General features: G+C 63.4%; 19 protein-coding genes. 8 read left to right on the top strand and 11 right to left on the bottom strand.

The annotated features are described in order from the left end of the window. Nucleotides 1-190 precede the first annotated feature (190 nt). On the bottom strand, nucleotides 191-1,474 hold the full coding sequence (locus NKJ20_RS04905) for an MFS transporter (protein WP_352451243.1): 1,284 nt from the start codon (nucleotides 1,472-1,474) through the stop codon (nucleotides 191-193). Nucleotides 1,475-1,556: 82 nt separating this feature from the next. Between NKJ20_RS04905 and NKJ20_RS04900 the strand changes: the two genes are divergently transcribed. Both NKJ20_RS04900 and NKJ20_RS04895 read left to right on the top strand, forming a co-directional pair. Further along, nucleotides 1,557-2,162, top strand: coding sequence for a TetR/AcrR family transcriptional regulator (locus NKJ20_RS04900; RefSeq protein WP_292664336.1), 606 nt, complete (start codon nucleotides 1,557-1,559; stop codon nucleotides 2,160-2,162). Between the two features lie 98 nt (nucleotides 2,163-2,260). Continuing rightward, complete coding sequence (locus NKJ20_RS04895) at nucleotides 2,261-2,851, top strand: hypothetical protein (RefSeq protein WP_352742860.1); 591 nt, start codon at nucleotides 2,261-2,263, stop codon at nucleotides 2,849-2,851. 17 nt (nucleotides 2,852-2,868) lie between these two features. Here NKJ20_RS04895 and ppa read toward each other — a convergent pair whose 3' ends face one another. The 6 genes from ppa to NKJ20_RS04865 all read right to left on the bottom strand — a co-directional run bounded on the left by ppa (nucleotide 2,869) and on the right by NKJ20_RS04865 (nucleotide 7,332). After that, nucleotides 2,869-3,399 carry an inorganic diphosphatase gene (ppa, locus tag NKJ20_RS04890; RefSeq protein WP_352451245.1) on the bottom strand — a complete coding sequence of 177 codons (531 nt, stop codon included), beginning with the start codon at nucleotides 3,397-3,399 and terminating at the stop codon, nucleotides 2,869-2,871. 116 nt (nucleotides 3,400-3,515) lie between these two features. Beyond that, nucleotides 3,516-4,022, bottom strand: coding sequence for a GNAT family N-acetyltransferase (locus tag NKJ20_RS04885; RefSeq protein ID WP_023678138.1), 507 nt, complete (start codon nucleotides 4,020-4,022; stop codon nucleotides 3,516-3,518). Nucleotides 4,023-4,139: 117 nt separating this feature from the next. Next, a complete protein-coding gene (locus NKJ20_RS04880) occupies nucleotides 4,140-4,778 on the bottom strand; it encodes a TPM domain-containing protein (RefSeq protein ID WP_352742858.1) in 639 nt (212 codons plus the stop codon). 10 nt (nucleotides 4,779-4,788) lie between these two features. Beyond that, nucleotides 4,789-5,607: a TPM domain-containing protein gene (locus tag NKJ20_RS04875; protein WP_502902796.1), complete on the bottom strand. Its 819-nt coding sequence runs from the start codon at nucleotides 5,605-5,607 to the stop codon at nucleotides 4,789-4,791. A 76-nt stretch (nucleotides 5,608-5,683) separates the two neighbouring features. After that, nucleotides 5,684-6,526, bottom strand: a complete 843-nt coding sequence (locus NKJ20_RS04870) for a TPM domain-containing protein (RefSeq protein ID WP_352742855.1) — start codon at nucleotides 6,524-6,526, stop codon at nucleotides 5,684-5,686. Between the two features lie 167 nt (nucleotides 6,527-6,693). Next, the gene (locus NKJ20_RS04865) at nucleotides 6,694-7,332 is read right to left on the bottom strand and encodes a LemA family protein (protein WP_352742853.1); all 639 of its coding nucleotides are present in this window, start codon (nucleotides 7,330-7,332) and stop codon (nucleotides 6,694-6,696) included. Nucleotides 7,333-7,493: 161 nt separating this feature from the next. Between NKJ20_RS04865 and NKJ20_RS04860 the strand changes: the two genes are divergently transcribed. From NKJ20_RS04860 to NKJ20_RS04850, 3 genes are all read left to right on the top strand, one after another. After that, a complete protein-coding gene (locus NKJ20_RS04860) occupies nucleotides 7,494-7,745 on the top strand; it encodes a hypothetical protein (protein ID WP_352742851.1) in 252 nt (83 codons plus the stop codon). An 8-nt stretch (nucleotides 7,746-7,753) separates the two neighbouring features. Further along, on the top strand, nucleotides 7,754-8,638 hold the full coding sequence (pdxY, locus tag NKJ20_RS04855; protein WP_352742850.1) for a pyridoxal kinase PdxY: 885 nt from the start codon (nucleotides 7,754-7,756) through the stop codon (nucleotides 8,636-8,638). Between the two features lie 62 nt (nucleotides 8,639-8,700). Further along, entirely contained in the window at nucleotides 8,701-9,468 is a 768-nt protein-coding gene (locus NKJ20_RS04850) for a DUF429 domain-containing protein (protein WP_352743007.1), read from the top strand. A gap of 12 nt (nucleotides 9,469-9,480) precedes the next feature. On the opposite strand, the gene NKJ20_RS04845 is transcribed toward NKJ20_RS04850, so the two are convergent. After that, on the bottom strand, nucleotides 9,481-10,683 hold the full coding sequence (locus NKJ20_RS04845) for an aromatic ring-hydroxylating oxygenase subunit alpha (RefSeq protein WP_352742848.1): 1,203 nt from the start codon (nucleotides 10,681-10,683) through the stop codon (nucleotides 9,481-9,483). A gap of 415 nt (nucleotides 10,684-11,098) precedes the next feature. On the opposite strand from NKJ20_RS04845, the gene NKJ20_RS04840 reads away from it, so the two are divergent. Beyond that, nucleotides 11,099-11,503 (top strand): hypothetical protein, encoded by a 405-nt coding sequence (locus tag NKJ20_RS04840; RefSeq protein WP_352681843.1) that lies wholly within the window; start codon nucleotides 11,099-11,101, stop codon nucleotides 11,501-11,503. A 90-nt stretch (nucleotides 11,504-11,593) separates the two neighbouring features. On the opposite strand, the gene NKJ20_RS04835 is transcribed toward NKJ20_RS04840, so the two are convergent. Further along, entirely contained in the window at nucleotides 11,594-13,681 is a 2,088-nt protein-coding gene (locus NKJ20_RS04835; RefSeq protein WP_352681844.1) for a PAS domain S-box protein, read from the bottom strand. A 46-nt stretch (nucleotides 13,682-13,727) separates the two neighbouring features. Then, the gene (locus NKJ20_RS04830; RefSeq protein ID WP_352681923.1) at nucleotides 13,728-14,504 is read right to left on the bottom strand and encodes a response regulator; all 777 of its coding nucleotides are present in this window, start codon (nucleotides 14,502-14,504) and stop codon (nucleotides 13,728-13,730) included. Nucleotides 14,505-14,550: 46 nt separating this feature from the next. Between NKJ20_RS04830 and NKJ20_RS04825 the strand changes: the two genes are divergently transcribed. Continuing rightward, nucleotides 14,551-15,237: a response regulator transcription factor gene (locus NKJ20_RS04825; protein WP_023678149.1), complete on the top strand. Its 687-nt coding sequence runs from the start codon at nucleotides 14,551-14,553 to the stop codon at nucleotides 15,235-15,237. A 75-nt stretch (nucleotides 15,238-15,312) separates the two neighbouring features. Here NKJ20_RS04825 and NKJ20_RS04820 read toward each other — a convergent pair whose 3' ends face one another. Further along, a complete protein-coding gene (locus NKJ20_RS04820; RefSeq protein ID WP_352451255.1) occupies nucleotides 15,313-15,480 on the bottom strand; it encodes a hypothetical protein in 168 nt (55 codons plus the stop codon). 596 nt (nucleotides 15,481-16,076) lie between these two features. On the opposite strand from NKJ20_RS04820, the gene NKJ20_RS04815 reads away from it, so the two are divergent. Then, on the top strand, nucleotides 16,077-16,538 hold the full coding sequence (locus tag NKJ20_RS04815; RefSeq protein ID WP_352681846.1) for a L,D-transpeptidase: 462 nt from the start codon (nucleotides 16,077-16,079) through the stop codon (nucleotides 16,536-16,538). The last annotated feature ends 44 nt before the right edge of the window (nucleotides 16,539-16,582 follow it).

Raw genomic sequence — 16,582 nt, 5'->3', positions numbered from 1 at the left:
GTGAACAGGCTGGCGAATCTCCCTCGTTGAGGGGGAGATGTCGCCGAAGGCGACAGAAGGGGGTCGTCTCGCGCGGAGCGCCGGCCTCCTGCATCGGCGATAAGGGGCCGAGCCCAGTCGGACCGACCCCCTCTGGCCGCTTCGCGGCCATCTCCCCCTCAAGGGGGAGATTAGCACGGCCGATTGCGCCCTATGCCGCCTGCGGTTCCGGATCAAACGCCGGGCGGGTGGTATTGATCAGCAGCGAGATGCAGGCGGCGGCTATTGCCGTCATACCGGCGATCAGGAAGGCAAGCTCGTAATTGCCTTGCAGCTCGCGCATGGTGCCGCCGAAGAAGGCCGCTGTCGCGGCGCCAACCTGATGGCCGGCGACGATCCAGCCGAAGACGATCGGTCCGCTGCGGTCGCCGAACGCCTCGTTGGAAAGCCTGAGCGTCGGCGGCACCGTGGCGATCCAGTCCAGTCCGTAAAACACGGCGAAGATGATCAGGCTGGTTGCCGAAAAGCCGGAATAGGGCAGATAGATCAGCGACAGGCCGCGAATACCGTAATAGACGCCGAGCAGCTTGCGCGGGTCGAAACGGTCGGTGAGCCAGCCCGACAGCGTCGTGCCGATAAGATCGAAGATGCCCATCATCGACAGCAGGCCGGCGGCTTGCACTTCGCCTATGCCCATGTCGCCGCAAAAGGCGATCAGGTGCGTGCCGACCAACCCGTTGGTGGTGAAGCCGCAGACGAAGAAAGTGGCGAACAGATACCAGAAGACGCGCGTGCCGGCGGCGCGGCGCAGCGTGCTCATCGTATGCGCGAGGAAATTGCCTTGCGCGGCAGGTGGTGACGGCGGCACGTCGTCGAGCTCGGCGCCATAGCGCACCATGCCGATGGAGGCCGGCCGCTCCGGCACCAGCAGCCAGACCAGCGGCAGCAGGCAGGCGGTGGCAACCGAGACCGCGATGACAACCGGCCTCCAGCCGCCCGACTGGGCGAGCGAGGCGAGCAGCGGCAGGAAGACCAGCAGCCCGGTGGCACTGGACGCCGACATCAGTCCCATCACCAAGCCGCGATTGGTCTTGAACCAGCGGTTGACGATGGTCGCGCCGAGCACGGTGGCGACGGCGCCCGAGCTGACGCCGGAAAACACGCCCCAGGTGAGGAGCAGATGCCACGGTTTGGTCATCAACAGGCTGAGCGCGGTCGATCCCGACATCAACAGCAGCGCGGCAAGCAAGGTGCGGCGCAGCCCGATCCGCTCCATCAACGCCGCGGCAAACGGCCCGGTCAGGCCATAGAGGAAGATGCCGGTGGCCGCCGCCAGCGACACCACGTCGCGCCGCCAGCCGAAACTGTTCTCCAGCGGCAGCATCATGACTGCCGGCGCCGAACGCAGGCCCGCTGCGATCAGCAGGCAGAGGAAGATGACGGCGACCACGACGAAAGCGTAGCGCTGGCCAAACGGGCGGGATTGAGTTATCATGTTACTGACCGGTACGTTGCAGGAGCGCGAAACATACGTACCGACCGGTAACATTGTCAACCAGCTAATCGGCAGACCAGGCATGAAAAGCATTGAACCAACGATCAAGGCCAATGACGCACCGCCGCCTCGCGCCGCCGAACGGATTCTCCAGGTGGCGCGCGATCTGTTCTACCGGCAAGGCATCAGGGCGATCGGCGTCGACGAGATCGTGCGGCGTGCCGGCGTCACCAAGCCCAGCCTCTACCGCAGCTTTCCGTCCAAGGACGAGCTGGCCGCATCCTACCTTCGGCACTATGACCTCGAATTCTGGGAGCGCTTCGACGAGGCGGTGAATGCCCATCCGGGCGATCCGCGCGCGCAGATCGTCGCCTTCCTGACGCGTGTCGGCAAGCGTACGCAAAGGCCCGATTATCGTGGCTGCGGCATGACCAATGCCGCGGTCGAATATCCCGAACATGGCCATCCGGCCCGCGTCGTGAGCGAGGCCAACAAGCAGGAATTGCGCCGCCGCCTGCGTGCCATGGCGGCGGCGATGGGCGCCGGCGACGCCGAGACGCTGGGCGACGGGCTGCTGCTGCTGATCGAGGGCGCCTATATTAGCGGTCAGTTGTTCGGTGCCGGCGGACCGGCGCAGTCGGTGGCCCGCAACGCCGATCTTCTCATAGAGGCAAGCTTGAAGAAATAGTGGTCCGTTTTACCAGACCACTGTGCGCAGCCTGACTTCCTCTAGGCTGCTGCTAAATTTGACGGTACGCTGCGCCCCCCGAACTGAGTTGTTCCGCCATGCGCGCTCTCTTGATCCCGCTTGCCCTCGCCGGTTTCTGCCAGGCGGCCCGGGCCGGCGACATATCCAGCGTCTATACCGATCTCGATTGGGAGAAGGACTGCGTCATCTATGCCCAAGCGGAAGAAGGCGACGGCGACTGGGCCGATCTCGCCTGTTCGGGCTATCGCGGCTACCCGGTGCTGGTTTCCTACGACGACGCGCGGGAATCGCTGTTCTACGGCTTTCCACCCGGCGATATGACCACTGTCTGGGAAAGCTTTTCGGGCCTCAATTCGGCTGGACCCAAAGTCGAGTGGCGGATCGAAACCAACGGCAAAACTACCATTCCGTTCGCCGTCATTCAACGTCGCTCGATCAGCGATACCGAGGGCGGGAACAAGTCGACGGAAGTGCTGATCGTCGCCAAGGTTGCCCAGCCTGACGCCCACGAAGGCTGCACGATCGGCCTTGTGCTCGCCACCGGCAATCCCGCCGCCAACGATCAGGCGCGCAAGCTTGCCGACGAGAAGGCACGCACCTTCGCCTGCGGCAAGGACAAGCGTGAGGTGCTTGGCGACGCGCCCGCTTTCGGCCGCGTCGACAACTGATTATTTGCGCCCGATAATTACTTGCGCCTGGCCCGCTCGATTGCCTCGACGATCATCTTCTTGGCATAGGCCGCATCGTACCAGCCTTCGATCTTGACCCATTTGCCGGGTTCGAGATCCTTGTAGTGCTCGAAGAAATGCTGCACTTGCTGGCGGGTAATGTCAGGCAATTGCGTGTATTCGTGGACGTCCTCGTAACGCAAGGTCAGCTTGGGTGAAGGCACCGCGATCACCTTCTCGTCCTGGCCGGCATTGTCCTCCATCACCAGCACGCCGATCGGCCGCACATTGATAACGCAGCCTGGCACCAGCGCGCGCGTGTTGCAGACTAGCACGTCGATCGGGTCGCCGTCGCCCGATAGCGTGTGTGGTACGAAACCGTAATTGCCGGGATAGCGCATCGAGGTGTGCAGAAAGCGGTCGACGAACAGCGTGCCGGCCTCCTTGTCCATCTCGTACTTGATCGGCTCGCCGCCGATCGGCACCTCGATAATGACGTTAACGTCCTCGGGCGGGTTCTTTCCGCTGGCAATCGCTTCGATACGCATCGCTTTATCCCTCTCTCGATTGGAGATCGATAGCGGGCGACGGCGAATGGTGCAATGCGGCGAATGGTACGGGGAGATCGTCCGAACCGAAAACCGGCCGGATCATACGCTGGCCGTCATTCCCAGACGAAAGCGACCTTCTTCAGCGCCTTCTGCTCGAATATCTCGACGCCTTCGGCGACATCGCGGCCACCGGCGCCGGCATAGAAGGCAAGTGCGTTCTGATTGTCTTCCAGCGCCCAGACCACCATGCCTTTCAGGCCATGGTCGGCCAGCCGTGCCCGCGCGGCCGAGAACAGCCGGCTGCCGAGCCCGATGCCTTGATATTCCGGCCGCAGGTAAAGTTCGTAGATCTCGCCCTGCTGCCTGAGTTCGCGGGCGCGGTTCTTGCCGATCGTCGCATAGCCGGCAATTTTGCCGCCGATTTCGACGACCAGGACGGTGGCAGCGCGGCGAATGGCATTCGCCCACCAGTCGGCGCCGCGGCGGTTGATCATCGATGTCAGCGTGCGGTGCGGGATGATGCCCGAATAGGCGCCGCGCCAGGCCTCGAGATGCACGTCGGCGATGGCGGCTGCATCGCGCGGTTCGGCTTTCCTGATGTCGATGCTCAGCGTATTCATGATTGGTTAACCATAAACCCGCTGCGCCCGATTGCAAGAGTCCGGTCAACCGCCGCGATGCTTTCACACAGCCGGACGGTGCGTCCTTGAGACGCTGCGAAACCGCTTTTGGCGAGATCAAATCTCGACCAGATGGTCGTCCAGTTCGTTGCTGTCGCCGGTCGAGACCGGAAAATGCTCGGCCAGTACCGCACCGACTGCTTGGATCGCCTTGACGAACCCCTCGGCAAGCCGATCGTCGCCGGCATGCGCCGTAAGGTCGCGGACGACACCGTCCCAGACATGCTGGCCGACACGAGAATCGATCCCGCTGTCGGCGACCACCTCGGCGTAGCGCTCGGCAATCGAGACGAACACCAGCACGCCAGTGCGCGCCGTGGTGCGGTGGACGTTGCGGGCGAGGAACTGCTTCATCGCATTGGCGTGGGCGGCCTGGTAGCGCAGCCGCCTCGGCACCAAATGGATGCGCAATGCCGGCAATGCCCACAACAGGATGAGCACACTGGCAAGCGCCAGAAGCTCGGCGATGACGAAATGCGGCAAGCGGATCGACAGCCACCAGGCTTCCAGCCCATAACCGACGGCGAGGCTGGCGACGAGCATGCCGAGCGTCGCCATGAAGGCGGCCGGGAAGAAATAGCCGTCGCTGGCATACGCCACGACGCAGTAGATCTCGCCGTCGGTCTTTGATTCGGCAGCGCGGATCGCACCGGCGATGTGCTCATGATCCTCGGGGCTGATCGGTCGTGTTGCCATGATTGATGTCTCACCAGCTTCCTGAAGAACCGCCGCCGCCGGACGAACCGCCGCCGCCTGAAAACCCGCCGCCCGAACTTCCGGACGACCAACCGCTGCCGGAACTTCCAGACGACCAGCCACTGCCGGACGAGGTCCCCGACGTCCAGCCACCGCCACCGGAGGATGACGAAGCTGGCCCACGGCCGTAGCGGAACGTCATGCCCAGCCACTTGTACACGCCCGGCGACAGTTTCGTGCCGAAGATCGGCGGCAGGAACGCCATTGCCAAGCCGCCGAAGAACATCGTCGCCCACAAGACAATGAACAGCATGAAGATGGGATCGACAGGATTGTCATTCGCCGGATTGCGTTCGCCGCGCGCCTCCAGTTCTTCGGGATTGCCTTCCAGCACCATGATCATGTCGTCGACGGCCTTGCTGATGCCGCCTGAGAAATCGCCGGCACGGAAGGCCGGCACCATGTCGTTTTCGATGATCAGCTTGGTGTGCAGGTCGGTCAGCGTGCCTTCCAGCCCATAGCCGACTTCGATGCGCATCTTGCGATCGTTCGGCGCCACCAGAAGCAGGACGCCGTTGTTCTCCTTCGCCTGGCCCAGTTTCCAGGCGCGGAACAGCCGGTTGGCGTAAGGCTCGATCTCCTCGCCGTCGAGGCTGGGGACGGTCGCGACGACGATCTGGTCGGACCCTTTGGTCTCGAACTCGGCAAGCCTCCGCGTCAGCGCCGCCTCGGTCGCGGCATCGATGATGCCGGCATTGTCGACGACCCGTCCGGTCAGCGCCGGCAGTGCGGCGGCGAAGGCCGCGAAGCCGACCAGCAGCACCGCCATGGCCAACAGTGCGGTGCCGATTATTTTGATGAAACGGCCGGATTCCACCGGGCTGATGGCGTGTCTTGTCATCTCGTCACCAACTTCCCGAGGAGCCGCCGCCGCCGGACGAACCGCCGCCGCCGGAAAACCCGCCACCGCTTGAACCCGACGACCATCCCCCGCCGGAACCTCCCGACCAGCCGCCGGACGACCGCCGGTTTGGCTCGAAGGTCATGCCCAGCCAGCGATAGCGGCCGGGACCGATCTTCTGGCCGAAGATCGGCGGCAGGATGGAGGCTGCGAGGCCGCCGAAAAAGATGATTGCCCAGATGGCTATGAAAATCGTGAAGAACAGATCGTCGCTGTTGAACGGCGGCTGCTGGTTGCGTTCGCCGCGCGCCTCCAGTTCTTCGGGATTGCCTTCCAGCACCATGATCATGTCGTCGACGGCCTTGCTGATGCCGCCTGAGAAATCGCCGGCACGGAAGGCCGGCACCATGTCGTTTTCGATGATCAGCTTGGTGTGCAGGTCGGTCAGCGTGCCTTCCAGCCCATAGCCGACTTCGATGCGCATCTTGCGATCGTTCGGCGCCACCAGAAGCAGGACGCCGTTGTTCTCCTTCGCCTGGCCCAGTTTCCAGGCGCGGAACAGCCGGTTGGCGTAAGGCTCGATCTCCTCGCCGTCGAGGCTGGGGATGGTCGCGACGACGATCTGGTCGGACCCTTTGGTCTCGAACTCGGCAAGCCTCCGCGTCAGCGCCGCCTTGGTCGCGGCATCGATGATGCCGGCATTGTCGACGACCCGTCCGGTGAGGGTTGGCAGGTCGGCGGCGAAGGCGATGAGAGGGAGGAGGAGAAGGCTTTGGAAGACGAGCAGGAAGGCCAGGCTGGCGTTCTGTCGCGCCCCCCTCTGTCCTGCCGGACATCTCCCCCTCAAGGGGGGAGATCGGCTGTCACGGCTGTTTTCGCCAATCTCCAACGTTGCAGGATGGGCGGTGAGGCCAAAGCTGCCAATCTCCCCCCTTGAGGGGGAGATGCCCGGTAGGGCAGAGGGGGGCGCTACGGAGTGCAAGGCCAATAGGGACCACGCTCACCGGCTGTTCTTCACCCGCCCTGCTGCGTGCCGAAATCGACCTTCGGCGGCTGCATCTTATCCTCCTCGATGGTGAAATTCGCAAACGGCTGGTTGCCGCGGAACCACAAGGTCGCCCAGATCACCGACGGGAAGGTCCTCAGCGTCAGATTGTACTCTCTCACTGCCTGGATATAGTCGCGGCGGGCGACCGTGATCCGGTTCTCGGTGCCTTCGAGTTGTGCTTGCAGCGCCAGAAAGTTCTGGTTGGCCTTGAGATCGGGATAGTTCTCCACCACCGCCAGCAGGCGCGACAGCGCGCTGGTCAGGCCGGCCTGGCTGTCCTGGAATTTCTTGAAGGCTTCCGGATTGTTCAGCGTTTCCGGCGTCACGGTCACCTGCGTCGCCTTGGCGCGCGCTTCGACCACGGCATCGAGCGTGTCCTTCTCGTGCGCCGCGTAGCCCTTGACCGTGTTGACCAGATTGGGGATGAGATCGGCGCGGCGCTGGTAGTGATTCAACACCTCGCTCCATGCGGCCTTGGCGTTTTCCTCAGCTGTTGGAATGGTGTTGTAGCCGCAGCCGGCAAGCAGCGGCAGCATGACGGCCATAACCAGGAACGCAGCTAAATTACGGAAGATTGGCGGCGAAGAAAGGCGCTGGGCAAGCATGATAAGTCCCCTCGATAGCATTGGCAGGCGAAGCATTAGCACAATCCTTGCGTAAGAAAATGACTTCGGCCGAGAAGTGTTACTGGTTTCTGCCATTCGCCGTCGGGCCCTGTGACAGACGAGGCGAACGGGTTAAGCTCGGCATAAAACGGGACATCACCATGGCGAAACGCCACGACAGCGACGCGGAATCGCGCCGCATCATCGAACGGGTGGCGCGCGAGACCGACCCGGGGGGCACCTCGTTCCTTGCACGAACCACTAAAGGCGCGCGCGACCACGTCACCGCGGCCGATGCCGACCGGTCGGACCCGATCGAATATTGGGGCACCCGCATCGGTCGGGCAGCGGGCTTGCTTATTGCCATCGGCCTGTTGATCTGGCTCGTGTTTTTCGTCACCAGGGGCAGTTAGGAAAATCAATGAGTGCCGAAAAAACCGAGGCGCCGCGCGCGGTCATCGTCGTCTCCAGCCATGTCGCCCGTGGCTCGGTCGGCAACCGTGCCGCCGTCTTTGCGCTGGAGACGCTCGGCTTTCCGGTTTGGGCGGTACCGACCGTCATCCTGCCCTGGCATCCGGGCCATGGCCGGGCCACCCGCATCGTGCCGCCGCTGGACCAGTTCAAGGCGCTGATGGCCGACCTCGAGCGCGCGCCGTGGCTGGGCGAGGTCGGCGCCGTGCTGTCCGGCTATCTCGGCGAGGCTGGCCAGGCCGAAGCCGTCGCTTCGCTGGTCGGCGCAGTGAAGGCGAAGACGCCGGACGCCCTCTATATCTGCGATCCGGTGATGGGCGATTCGGGCGGGCTCTACGTACCTGAGCCGACCGCAATCGCCATGCGCGACCGGCTGATGCCGATCGCCGATATCGCCACGCCCAACCGCTACGAGCTGGAATGGATGGCCGGAGCGCCGCTGCCCGACTTGAAATCGGCAATGGCTGCAGCCCTGCAGGCTGGCCCACCGGCCATGCTGGTCACATCGGCGCCGGCGATGATGGCCGGCGGCACCGGCAATTTACTGCTCGCCGGCAGAGAGGCACTGCTTGCCGAACACCGGCTCATCGACAAGCCGCCGAATGGGCTCGGCGACCTAACGGCGGCCGTCTACCTGGCGCGGATCCTGTCCGGCCAGGCGGCCGCCAAGGCGCTGCAATCGACCACGGCGGCGGTCTACGAGATCCTGGCGCGGACCGCCAAGCGCGGCGGCGACGAGTTGCAGCTCGAGACCGATGCCCAGAGCCTGTCGCACCCGATGGCGATGGTGCAGCTTCGCCATCTCCTGCATCCGGAACGGGACCGCCGGGCGTGACGCAGGCCGAAGACGCCGTGCCCCAGGATGGTGCGCCCAAGGACGTTGCGCCCGACGATGTTATGCCCTGGGGTGTTGTGCTTGTCGGCGTCGACGGTTGCAAGGCCGGCTGGATAGCCGTCCGCCGCGATCCCGGTGCGGCACCGTCGACAGCCGTTTTCCCAAGCTTCGCGGCGTTGCTCGACCGACTGCCCGCCGACTCGTTGGTAGCGGTCGATATGCCAATCGGCCTGCCCGATTTCTCCCAAAGAGGCGGTCGCGGCCCGGAGGCGCTGGTGCGGCCGCTGCTTGGGGCCCGGCAGTCCAGTGTCTTTGCCACCCCCTCCCGCGCCGCGCTCTACGCGGAGATCGAAGCCTTCACCACGGTCGACGCCTGGTACGCCGCACATCGCAAGGCAAGTGAGGTAGCCAAGACGACCTCAGATCCGCCGCGCGGTGTCTCGATCCAGGCCTTCGGCATCTTCGCCAAGATCCGTGAGATCGATTCGCTGCTGATCGCGCGCCCCGAACTACGCAGCCGCGTGTTCGAATCGCATCCGGAAGTTGCCTTCTGCAAACTGAACGGCGACCGGGCGATGCGCCTGCCAAAGAAGATCAGGGGCAACATCAATCCGGCCGGCATGGCCGAACGCAAGGCGCTGCTTGCCCGGCATGGTTATAGCCAGGATTTTCTCGACCAGACGCCGCCGCGCGGCGCGGCCGCCGACGATTTCCTCGATGCCGCGGCGATGATGGTGGTTGCCGGACGCATCGTCAGAGGCGAGGCAATGCCGTTTCCGGATCCGCCGCTCGCCGATCGTTTCGGCATTCCGGTCGCCATTTGGGCCTGAGGACCGGGGGCGTCAGGAGCGTGATCTGAGCGCCTCGTTGAGTGCCCACATATCCTTCTCCTCGGGCGCGGTCTCCAATCCGAGCACGGGAACTTGCTTACGCAAATGGTCGTGGTGGGTGCGCACGCCATATTCGAGATCGGAGAGGTAAAAACCTCCGAAGGCTTCGGACAGCATGGATTCGTTGGACCATATCGAAAGCTGCACGTCCTCGGCCAGCGTGTCGCGGTCGATGCGGTAGGATAGGTAGCGGGCTGCCGCCTGTTCCCTGGTCTCGTCGCGATAGCGGTAGATGGCGCCGCGCAGCAGCGTCTCACCCGTCGACAGCGGAAATTCCTGATAGAACTGCACCGATTCCGGCATGATCGACAGCACGTTGTTCGGGAAGATGCCGTAGTAGATCCAGGCCTTGCGCAGGTGTTCCGGCAGGTGCTTCGCCTCGGGTGCGAGCTTGATGTACTGCGCGACGCTCCAGCGCCGTCCGGCATGCGGATTGTAGGTGGCGAACGAGCGCGACACGCCGTTGACGAACGGCTCGTCGAAATAGGTCGCACCGTAAAGGTCCTGCAGCGCCGGATGCGCCATGGCGACGTGGTAGCCTTCATTGTCGACATCGCGCACCGACTTCCAGTTGACCGGCGTCTTTTGGGTCCAGATGCCCCAGGACGGCACCATCTCGGCGACGCCGTAATGGGCAATCTCGGCTTCGATCGGCTTCAACAGCTCGGCCACCGATGGCTGCGGCCCACCCTTGCGGAAACGGATGAAGATGAAGCCCATCCAGATTTCGAGCTCGAGCGGCATCAGGCCGAAATCGGTCTTGTCGAGGTCGGGGAAGGAACGGGGGCGGGCAGCACCGCGCAGCGTGCCGTCGAGATTGTAGACCCAGCCATGAAAGGGGCAGACCAGCGCATTCTTGCAAGTGCCTTGGCTGTCGGCAACGACGCGACTGCCGCGGTGGCGGCACATATTGTTGAAGGCGCGCACAACGCCATCCTTGCCGCGCACGATCAGCGCCCGCTCGCCGACCACATCCATCGTGAGATAGTCGCCGGCGTTCGGCACGTCGCAGACATGGCCGGCGATCTGCCAATGGTTGCGGAAGACGTGCTCTTTCTCGAGTTCGAACAAGGCGTCGGAATGATAGCTCCAGCCCGGCAGCCCCCGCCGATCCCAATCGTTGGGGATTGCCACGTCACGCAGATGCGGGTTCATAAAAGGCTCTTCATTTATTGAATGATCGTTCAATAAAAGCATATTTTCCGTTGAAATGCAATGGCTTGGAAAAACGGGGCGAATTCTTGACGGGAAATCGAGCGGGATTCGAGAGCCCAGTCCGAACGATCGAAGCCGGGAAAATCCCGGGAATTCCAGACGTTAATCCCCTTACGCTTGTTGAGCGCCCGACGCTCTGTGGGCCTGGAAAGGCGACGTGGATCTGGTGCCGTGGGTAGCGGAAAACGAGAATGCCACCGGTGCTGCCAGCTACGCCGGATCGGTTTGCCCAGGAATGGCCGCGGGCTTGGTTTCATGCCGGTTACACAATCGTTAATCCATCACCGTTAGCCGGTTACAAGGTGCGATTAAGTTCGTTTCAACAGGGAAAAGAAGAAGACCGAAGGAAACGACGATGCGTACGAAAATCCAGATCACCGATACCGACCTTCGCCAGCAGGGTCCCCAGCGTAACGACCGACGCCCGAAGCTGGCGCTGCGCCAGCGCGCCAGTGATCATCCGATGGCGATGTTCATGCTGCTGGCGGCTGCCGCATTTGCCGGCATGGCGTTGACGCCGACCGTCGGTCCGGCCTTCGCCTCACTGAACCCGCCGGCCAACCTCATCGATGGCGCGACAACCACCACCAAGACGGCGCGCCTGCCGATGCCGGAGATCGATTTTGCCTGCAAGGGGCAGGCCTGGGGCGCCGAGAGCCTGGATTGCCTGCGTGTCATCGCTGCCCAGTCGGGCAAGGCACGACCGGTCCGCATGATCGCCAATACCGCCCCGTTGGCTGATACGCCGAACGTTTTTTGATTTTTTTGCGAGCGCCCTCCAGCACTCCAGTCAGGCTCCCGCCGCAATGTCGGCCGGGAGCCTTTTTCTTCCGGGGCGAGATCGCGGAGTCTAGCCGCCCAGAGCGGCCTGCTCGGCAATGGCCGAGAGCACGCCGCGCACATCCAGCGTGCTGAACGGTTTTTCGAGGATCGGCGGTCGCTGCTGCGCCGGCAGCGCTTCGATCTCGCCTTTCGCGCCGATCAGATCGCCGGTGACAAGCACGAAGCGCCGCGCCAGACCCGGCATTTCGGCGAGTAGCTCGCGATAGGCGGCTATGCCGCTGCTGCCGGGCATGCGCAAATCGGAAAACACGATGTCCGGCGGCACATGGCCGCTCAGCGTCGCGGCGGCCGAGATCCAGGCCGGCACGACCCGCGACTTGATGCCCATCAGCTCCAGAATATCGGACAGCGACGCGGCGACATCCGGCTCATCGTCTATGATCAGCGCGTGACGCAAGCCGCTGGACCGCGACGGAGCTTCGCCGGCGGCGGCCGCGCCGGCAGCGATCGCCGGCAGCTGCACGACAAAACGCACACCTCTCGGCGAAACCTCCTCGAACCAGATATTGCCATTGTGCCGCTCGATGATCGATTTCGAGATCGACAGGCCGATGCCGGTACCGACACCGACCGGCTTGGTGGTGAAATAGGATTCGAATATGCGTGAGCGTATCGCTTCCGGCACGCCTGGCCCGTTGTCCTCGACCGAGAATCCGGGATTGCCGCGGTCGCTGCGAAACGTCCGGACCTTGATCCTGCGGTCGCCGGCAACGCCGGCCAAGGCGTGCTGGCTGTTGATGAGGAAGTTGGCGGCCACCTGCGTCACGTGATCGGCATCGGCCATGGCCAGCAACGGGCCGCCGGCGAAATCGGTGTCGATGATGATGCCGCTCGACCGTGCACCATAGGCGGTCACTTCGAGTGCGGCGCGGATCACCTGGTTGAGGTCGGTTTCGGCTTGTGCGGCCGGGTGCAGGCGGACCATCGACAGGAAGCTCTTGACGATACGGCCGCAGCGCTCGGCAGCGGCGCGCACCTTTTCGGCGCGCACCTTGGTCTGGGGATCGGCGGCGAATTCGTGCAGCAGCGTCGACTGGGCGACAACCACGGCCAGCGGATTGTTGAGCTCGTGCGAAACGCCGGCAAGCAGCGAGCCCATTGCCGCCATCTTCTCGTTCTGGTGCAGTTTTTCGCGCTGGCGGTTGATTTCCTCCTCGGCCCGCAATCTGTCGCGCAGGTCGCGGATGGAGCCGAAGATCAGCTGGCGATCGGCGACCCGCATCTCGGTTGCCGTCAGCTCGATCGGAAAAACCTCGCCGGCGGCATTCTGGGTGACCGTTTCAAGCCGTTGGCCGACCATCGGCGCGCCGCGGCCCGACATGTATTCGGCACCCGACGCATAGCCCTTGCGGTAATATTCCGGCACGACCGTATCGAGCAGGTCCTTGCCGAGGATATCGCTGCGCCGATAGCCGAACATCTTCTCGGCGGCCGGATTGAATTCGATGATCGAGCCGGTCTCGTCGATGACGATGATGGCGTCGAGAGAGGCCTGCAGCATGGTGCGGCGAATGACGTCGCTGGCATGCGCGTCGGAGGGCGACCGTTCGATGGCATCGCCGATGGCGAGTGCCACCATGTGCAGCGCCGCCTCTTCCTGGTCGGTCCATTCGCGTTCGTGGATGCAGTCGTTGACCGCCAGCGTGCCCCACAAATTGCCGTGCGAAAAGACCGACACCGACAGGAATGACTTGATGTTCTGCTTTTCGAAATCGGTCCGCAGAAAGCCTTCGAGATCGCGTGTGTGCCCGGCGAAGATCTTGCCTTGACGCTCGTCCTCCGCCAGCCGTTCCAGCAATGGGTCCGAATCGACGACCGACTGCATGATGACGGTCGGTGACGCCAGTTCGCCGCCAAACCGGGGGGCGATCCAATAAGCGGCGACCGACTGGGCGAAGCCCTGGCCGGGCAGTTCGCGCAGGCGAAACAGGATGCCGCGGTGACAATCCATGGCTTCGCAAAGCGTTTGGAGAATACCTTCCATCTCGCGCTGCCAATCGCCGGCTTCGCGCAGCCGGCGAACCACATGCACGGCCACCATCGCCGCGCCCTGCCTGGCGCCCTGCATGTCCGCGCGTGTTGTTTCAGCCGTCATGGTCAGCCGTCATTTCCTGGCCGTGGCTTGCTCAAGCCGCCGGGCCTTAGTTGTTCTCCCCGACTGGCAGTGAGAAGATATAGCCTTCGCCGCGCACCGTGCGCAGGAATTTCGGATTGGCCGGATCCGCCTCGATCTTCTTTCTCAGCCGCATGATGCGGATGTCGACGGCGCGGGACGACTCCGGGTCCTCGACGAAACCGATCGCCTCGGAGATCGCCGCCCGCGTCAACAGCCGGTTGGCGCGCGTCAGGAACACCTCCAGCACGTCGAACTCGCTCTTGGCCATGTCGATGACCGCGCCGTTGGCGCCGGTGACGAGCCTGCCGTCGAGATCGGCGTGAAAGGGTCCGAAGCTCACGGACCGGCGGCCGGATGTTTCAGCCTTGGCCTTTTGTGGCTCCGTCGGCTCCGGAACGCGGCGCAGCACGCTGCGCACCCTGGCCAGCACTTCGCGCAATTCGTAAGGCTTGACGATGTAGTCGTCAGCGCCGAGCTCCAGTCCGACGATGCGGTCCAGCGCGGTACCGGCCGCCGTCGCATAGATGATGCCGATCGGCATTTTCGACCGCATCCAGCGGCCGAGCGACAGGCCGTCCTCGCCCGGCATGGCGATGTCGAGAATGGCCAGATGGAAGGACTGGGTTTTCAAAAGGTCGCGCGCCGCCGCCGCACTTTCGGCCGTGGCCACATCATAGCCGCTGGCGCCGAGATACTCGGCGACCGCATCCCTCAGGTCGGGCTCGTCCTCGACAATAACAATTCGTGCCCGCACGATGCTTTCGCTCCCGCTTTCAGCGGAAAGTAGATTGGGTATAAACATGATGTCCAGCACTCTTCTTGGGTTGCCGTATGCGGGGTAGAAAAACATGGCTGCACGATCCGTTATCGCGCTTGTTTCCGTCGCTGAAGTAATTGCGACCGATCTCGCCGATCATCTCGAGCGGCGCGGTCATGACGTCCGCGCGGCGCGACAGCCGTGGGAGGCCGAATCGCTGCTTTCGGAAAAGGGTATCGATGTCGTGGTTGTCGGCGACAGCGTCAGCCAGGCAGAGGGGCGCGACCTGCTCAGGCGACATGGCGGCGAAGGTGGACCGGATTTCATCCTGATCTGCCGCCCGGCCGATCTGGTCGACAAGGTTCTGGCGCTCGAACTCGGCGCCGCCGATGTCGTCGAAAGCCCGCTCAATGTCAGGGAGCTTGCCGCTCGCGTAGGCGGCCTTCTGGCTCGGCGCGGCAGGAGCGCCGGGGAACTGATCGTGCTGGAGAACGCGACGGTCGATCTCCGATCGGCCATCGTCATGCACCGCTCGGGCACGGAAGAACAGCTGTCCCCCGGGCAGGTGGCGCTGCTCAGGCTGTTCCTGGCCAGCCCGCGCAAGGTGCTGACGCGGGACGACATCATCGCCGCCGCGCCCGCCGAAAATGCCGAAGCCTTCGATCGGTCGATCGATTCGCGCATCGTGCGGCTGCGCCGCAAGCTCGATACCGAAACCATCACCACCATACGGGGTGCGGGCTACCGGTTCGATCCGCCCACGCAATTCACCGATTGAAGGCAGGACGGCCACCCTTTTGTCTTGAGCATCGATTTTCCCAAAACCGGTTTCCACTTTGGGGTCCGATGCTCTTCAGCGCACCACGAGAAGCGACGGGCCGGACAGCATGTCACTGTTCGTGCTGACCTCGCCGGCATGGGCACGTTCCTTCAGCAGCACGGTGGCGAGGCCGGCAATGCCGAGCAGGCCCTGGACATAAAGCAGGGCGGAAAGCACGGAAGCCGCGAATTTCGTTTTCATCCTGTTCGTTCCTCAAAATTGGAATTTACGGGCACTTCAGGGGAACCCCCGAAGCGCCCGCGCCGCCAGCGGAGCCCCCCGTTGCGGCGCGGGCCTTCGGTCCTCTCGGCTGCAAGTTGCCGGAGGCGCCGCGCATCCTCAACGGCCCTAAGCCGCCCCCGCCAGAGGGGCTTGAGCCGGTCGACGCGCAGGCTGGAAACTGTCCAGACCAATCCAGACCGTCGCGAAAACAGTGTTGGCTTCCGATCGTTCGTTGACCGCTGTTTTCGTTAGGTCAACTTTGCCTGTTCGCTGTATCCGGATCATGCCGCCGAGGCTGCGCTTTGTTGCAGCTCGGTTTCGGAGTCAGGTGAATTCCTATCAAACGAAAGACAATCGCGTATTCGCGCCGCGGTTTGGCCGATCCGCCTAGGCAAACACGCCACCGTCATAACGACGTCGTGCAACTGCAAGCTGCTTTGCACGGACCTTTTCTGTCAGGGGAAACAGAATCGAAACACAAACGAGCATCTAGCGAAATCGGCTTGAAACACGACGCCCCGATAAGCCGGTCATCGAATTGAGCCGGCCCCGACCGGCAGAATAGGGGAGACATCATGTACACTGCCATTTCCGCCAAGCTCATCAACATCGCCGCCGCCGTCATCACCGGTACTGCCTTGCTTTTCGGTGCCGGCAACGGCGCAGCCCACGCCGCCAACAAGATCGTCGCGCGTGTGTCGCTATCGCAGCAGACCATGGAAATCCTGGTCGACGGCCGGCCGACATTCGCCTGGAAAGTTTCGACCGGCGACAGGACGCACGTCACGCCGACCGGTTCGTTCAAGCCGACCCGCATGCATGAAATGTGGTACTCGAAGAAATACGACAACGCCCCGATGCCGCATTCGGTCTTCTTCAGCGGCGGCTACGCCGTACATGCGACAAGCGTCATCAAGCGCCTCGGCCAGCCAGCCTCGCATGGCTGCGTGCGTCTGCATCCGGACAACGCCGCCGATTTCTACCAGCTCGTCGAGGTCTTCGGCCCGGCCAACACCCGCATCGTCATCGTCAAGTGAGCGATACTGCTCTCGTCGCTCTCAAAAAAGGCCGGAAATCCGGT

This window comes from Mesorhizobium sp. M0185, from assembly GCF_040322175.1.
Taxonomy (GTDB): Bacteria; Pseudomonadota; Alphaproteobacteria; order Rhizobiales; family Rhizobiaceae; genus Mesorhizobium.
This window is presented reverse-complemented; position numbering and strand designations above follow the sequence as displayed.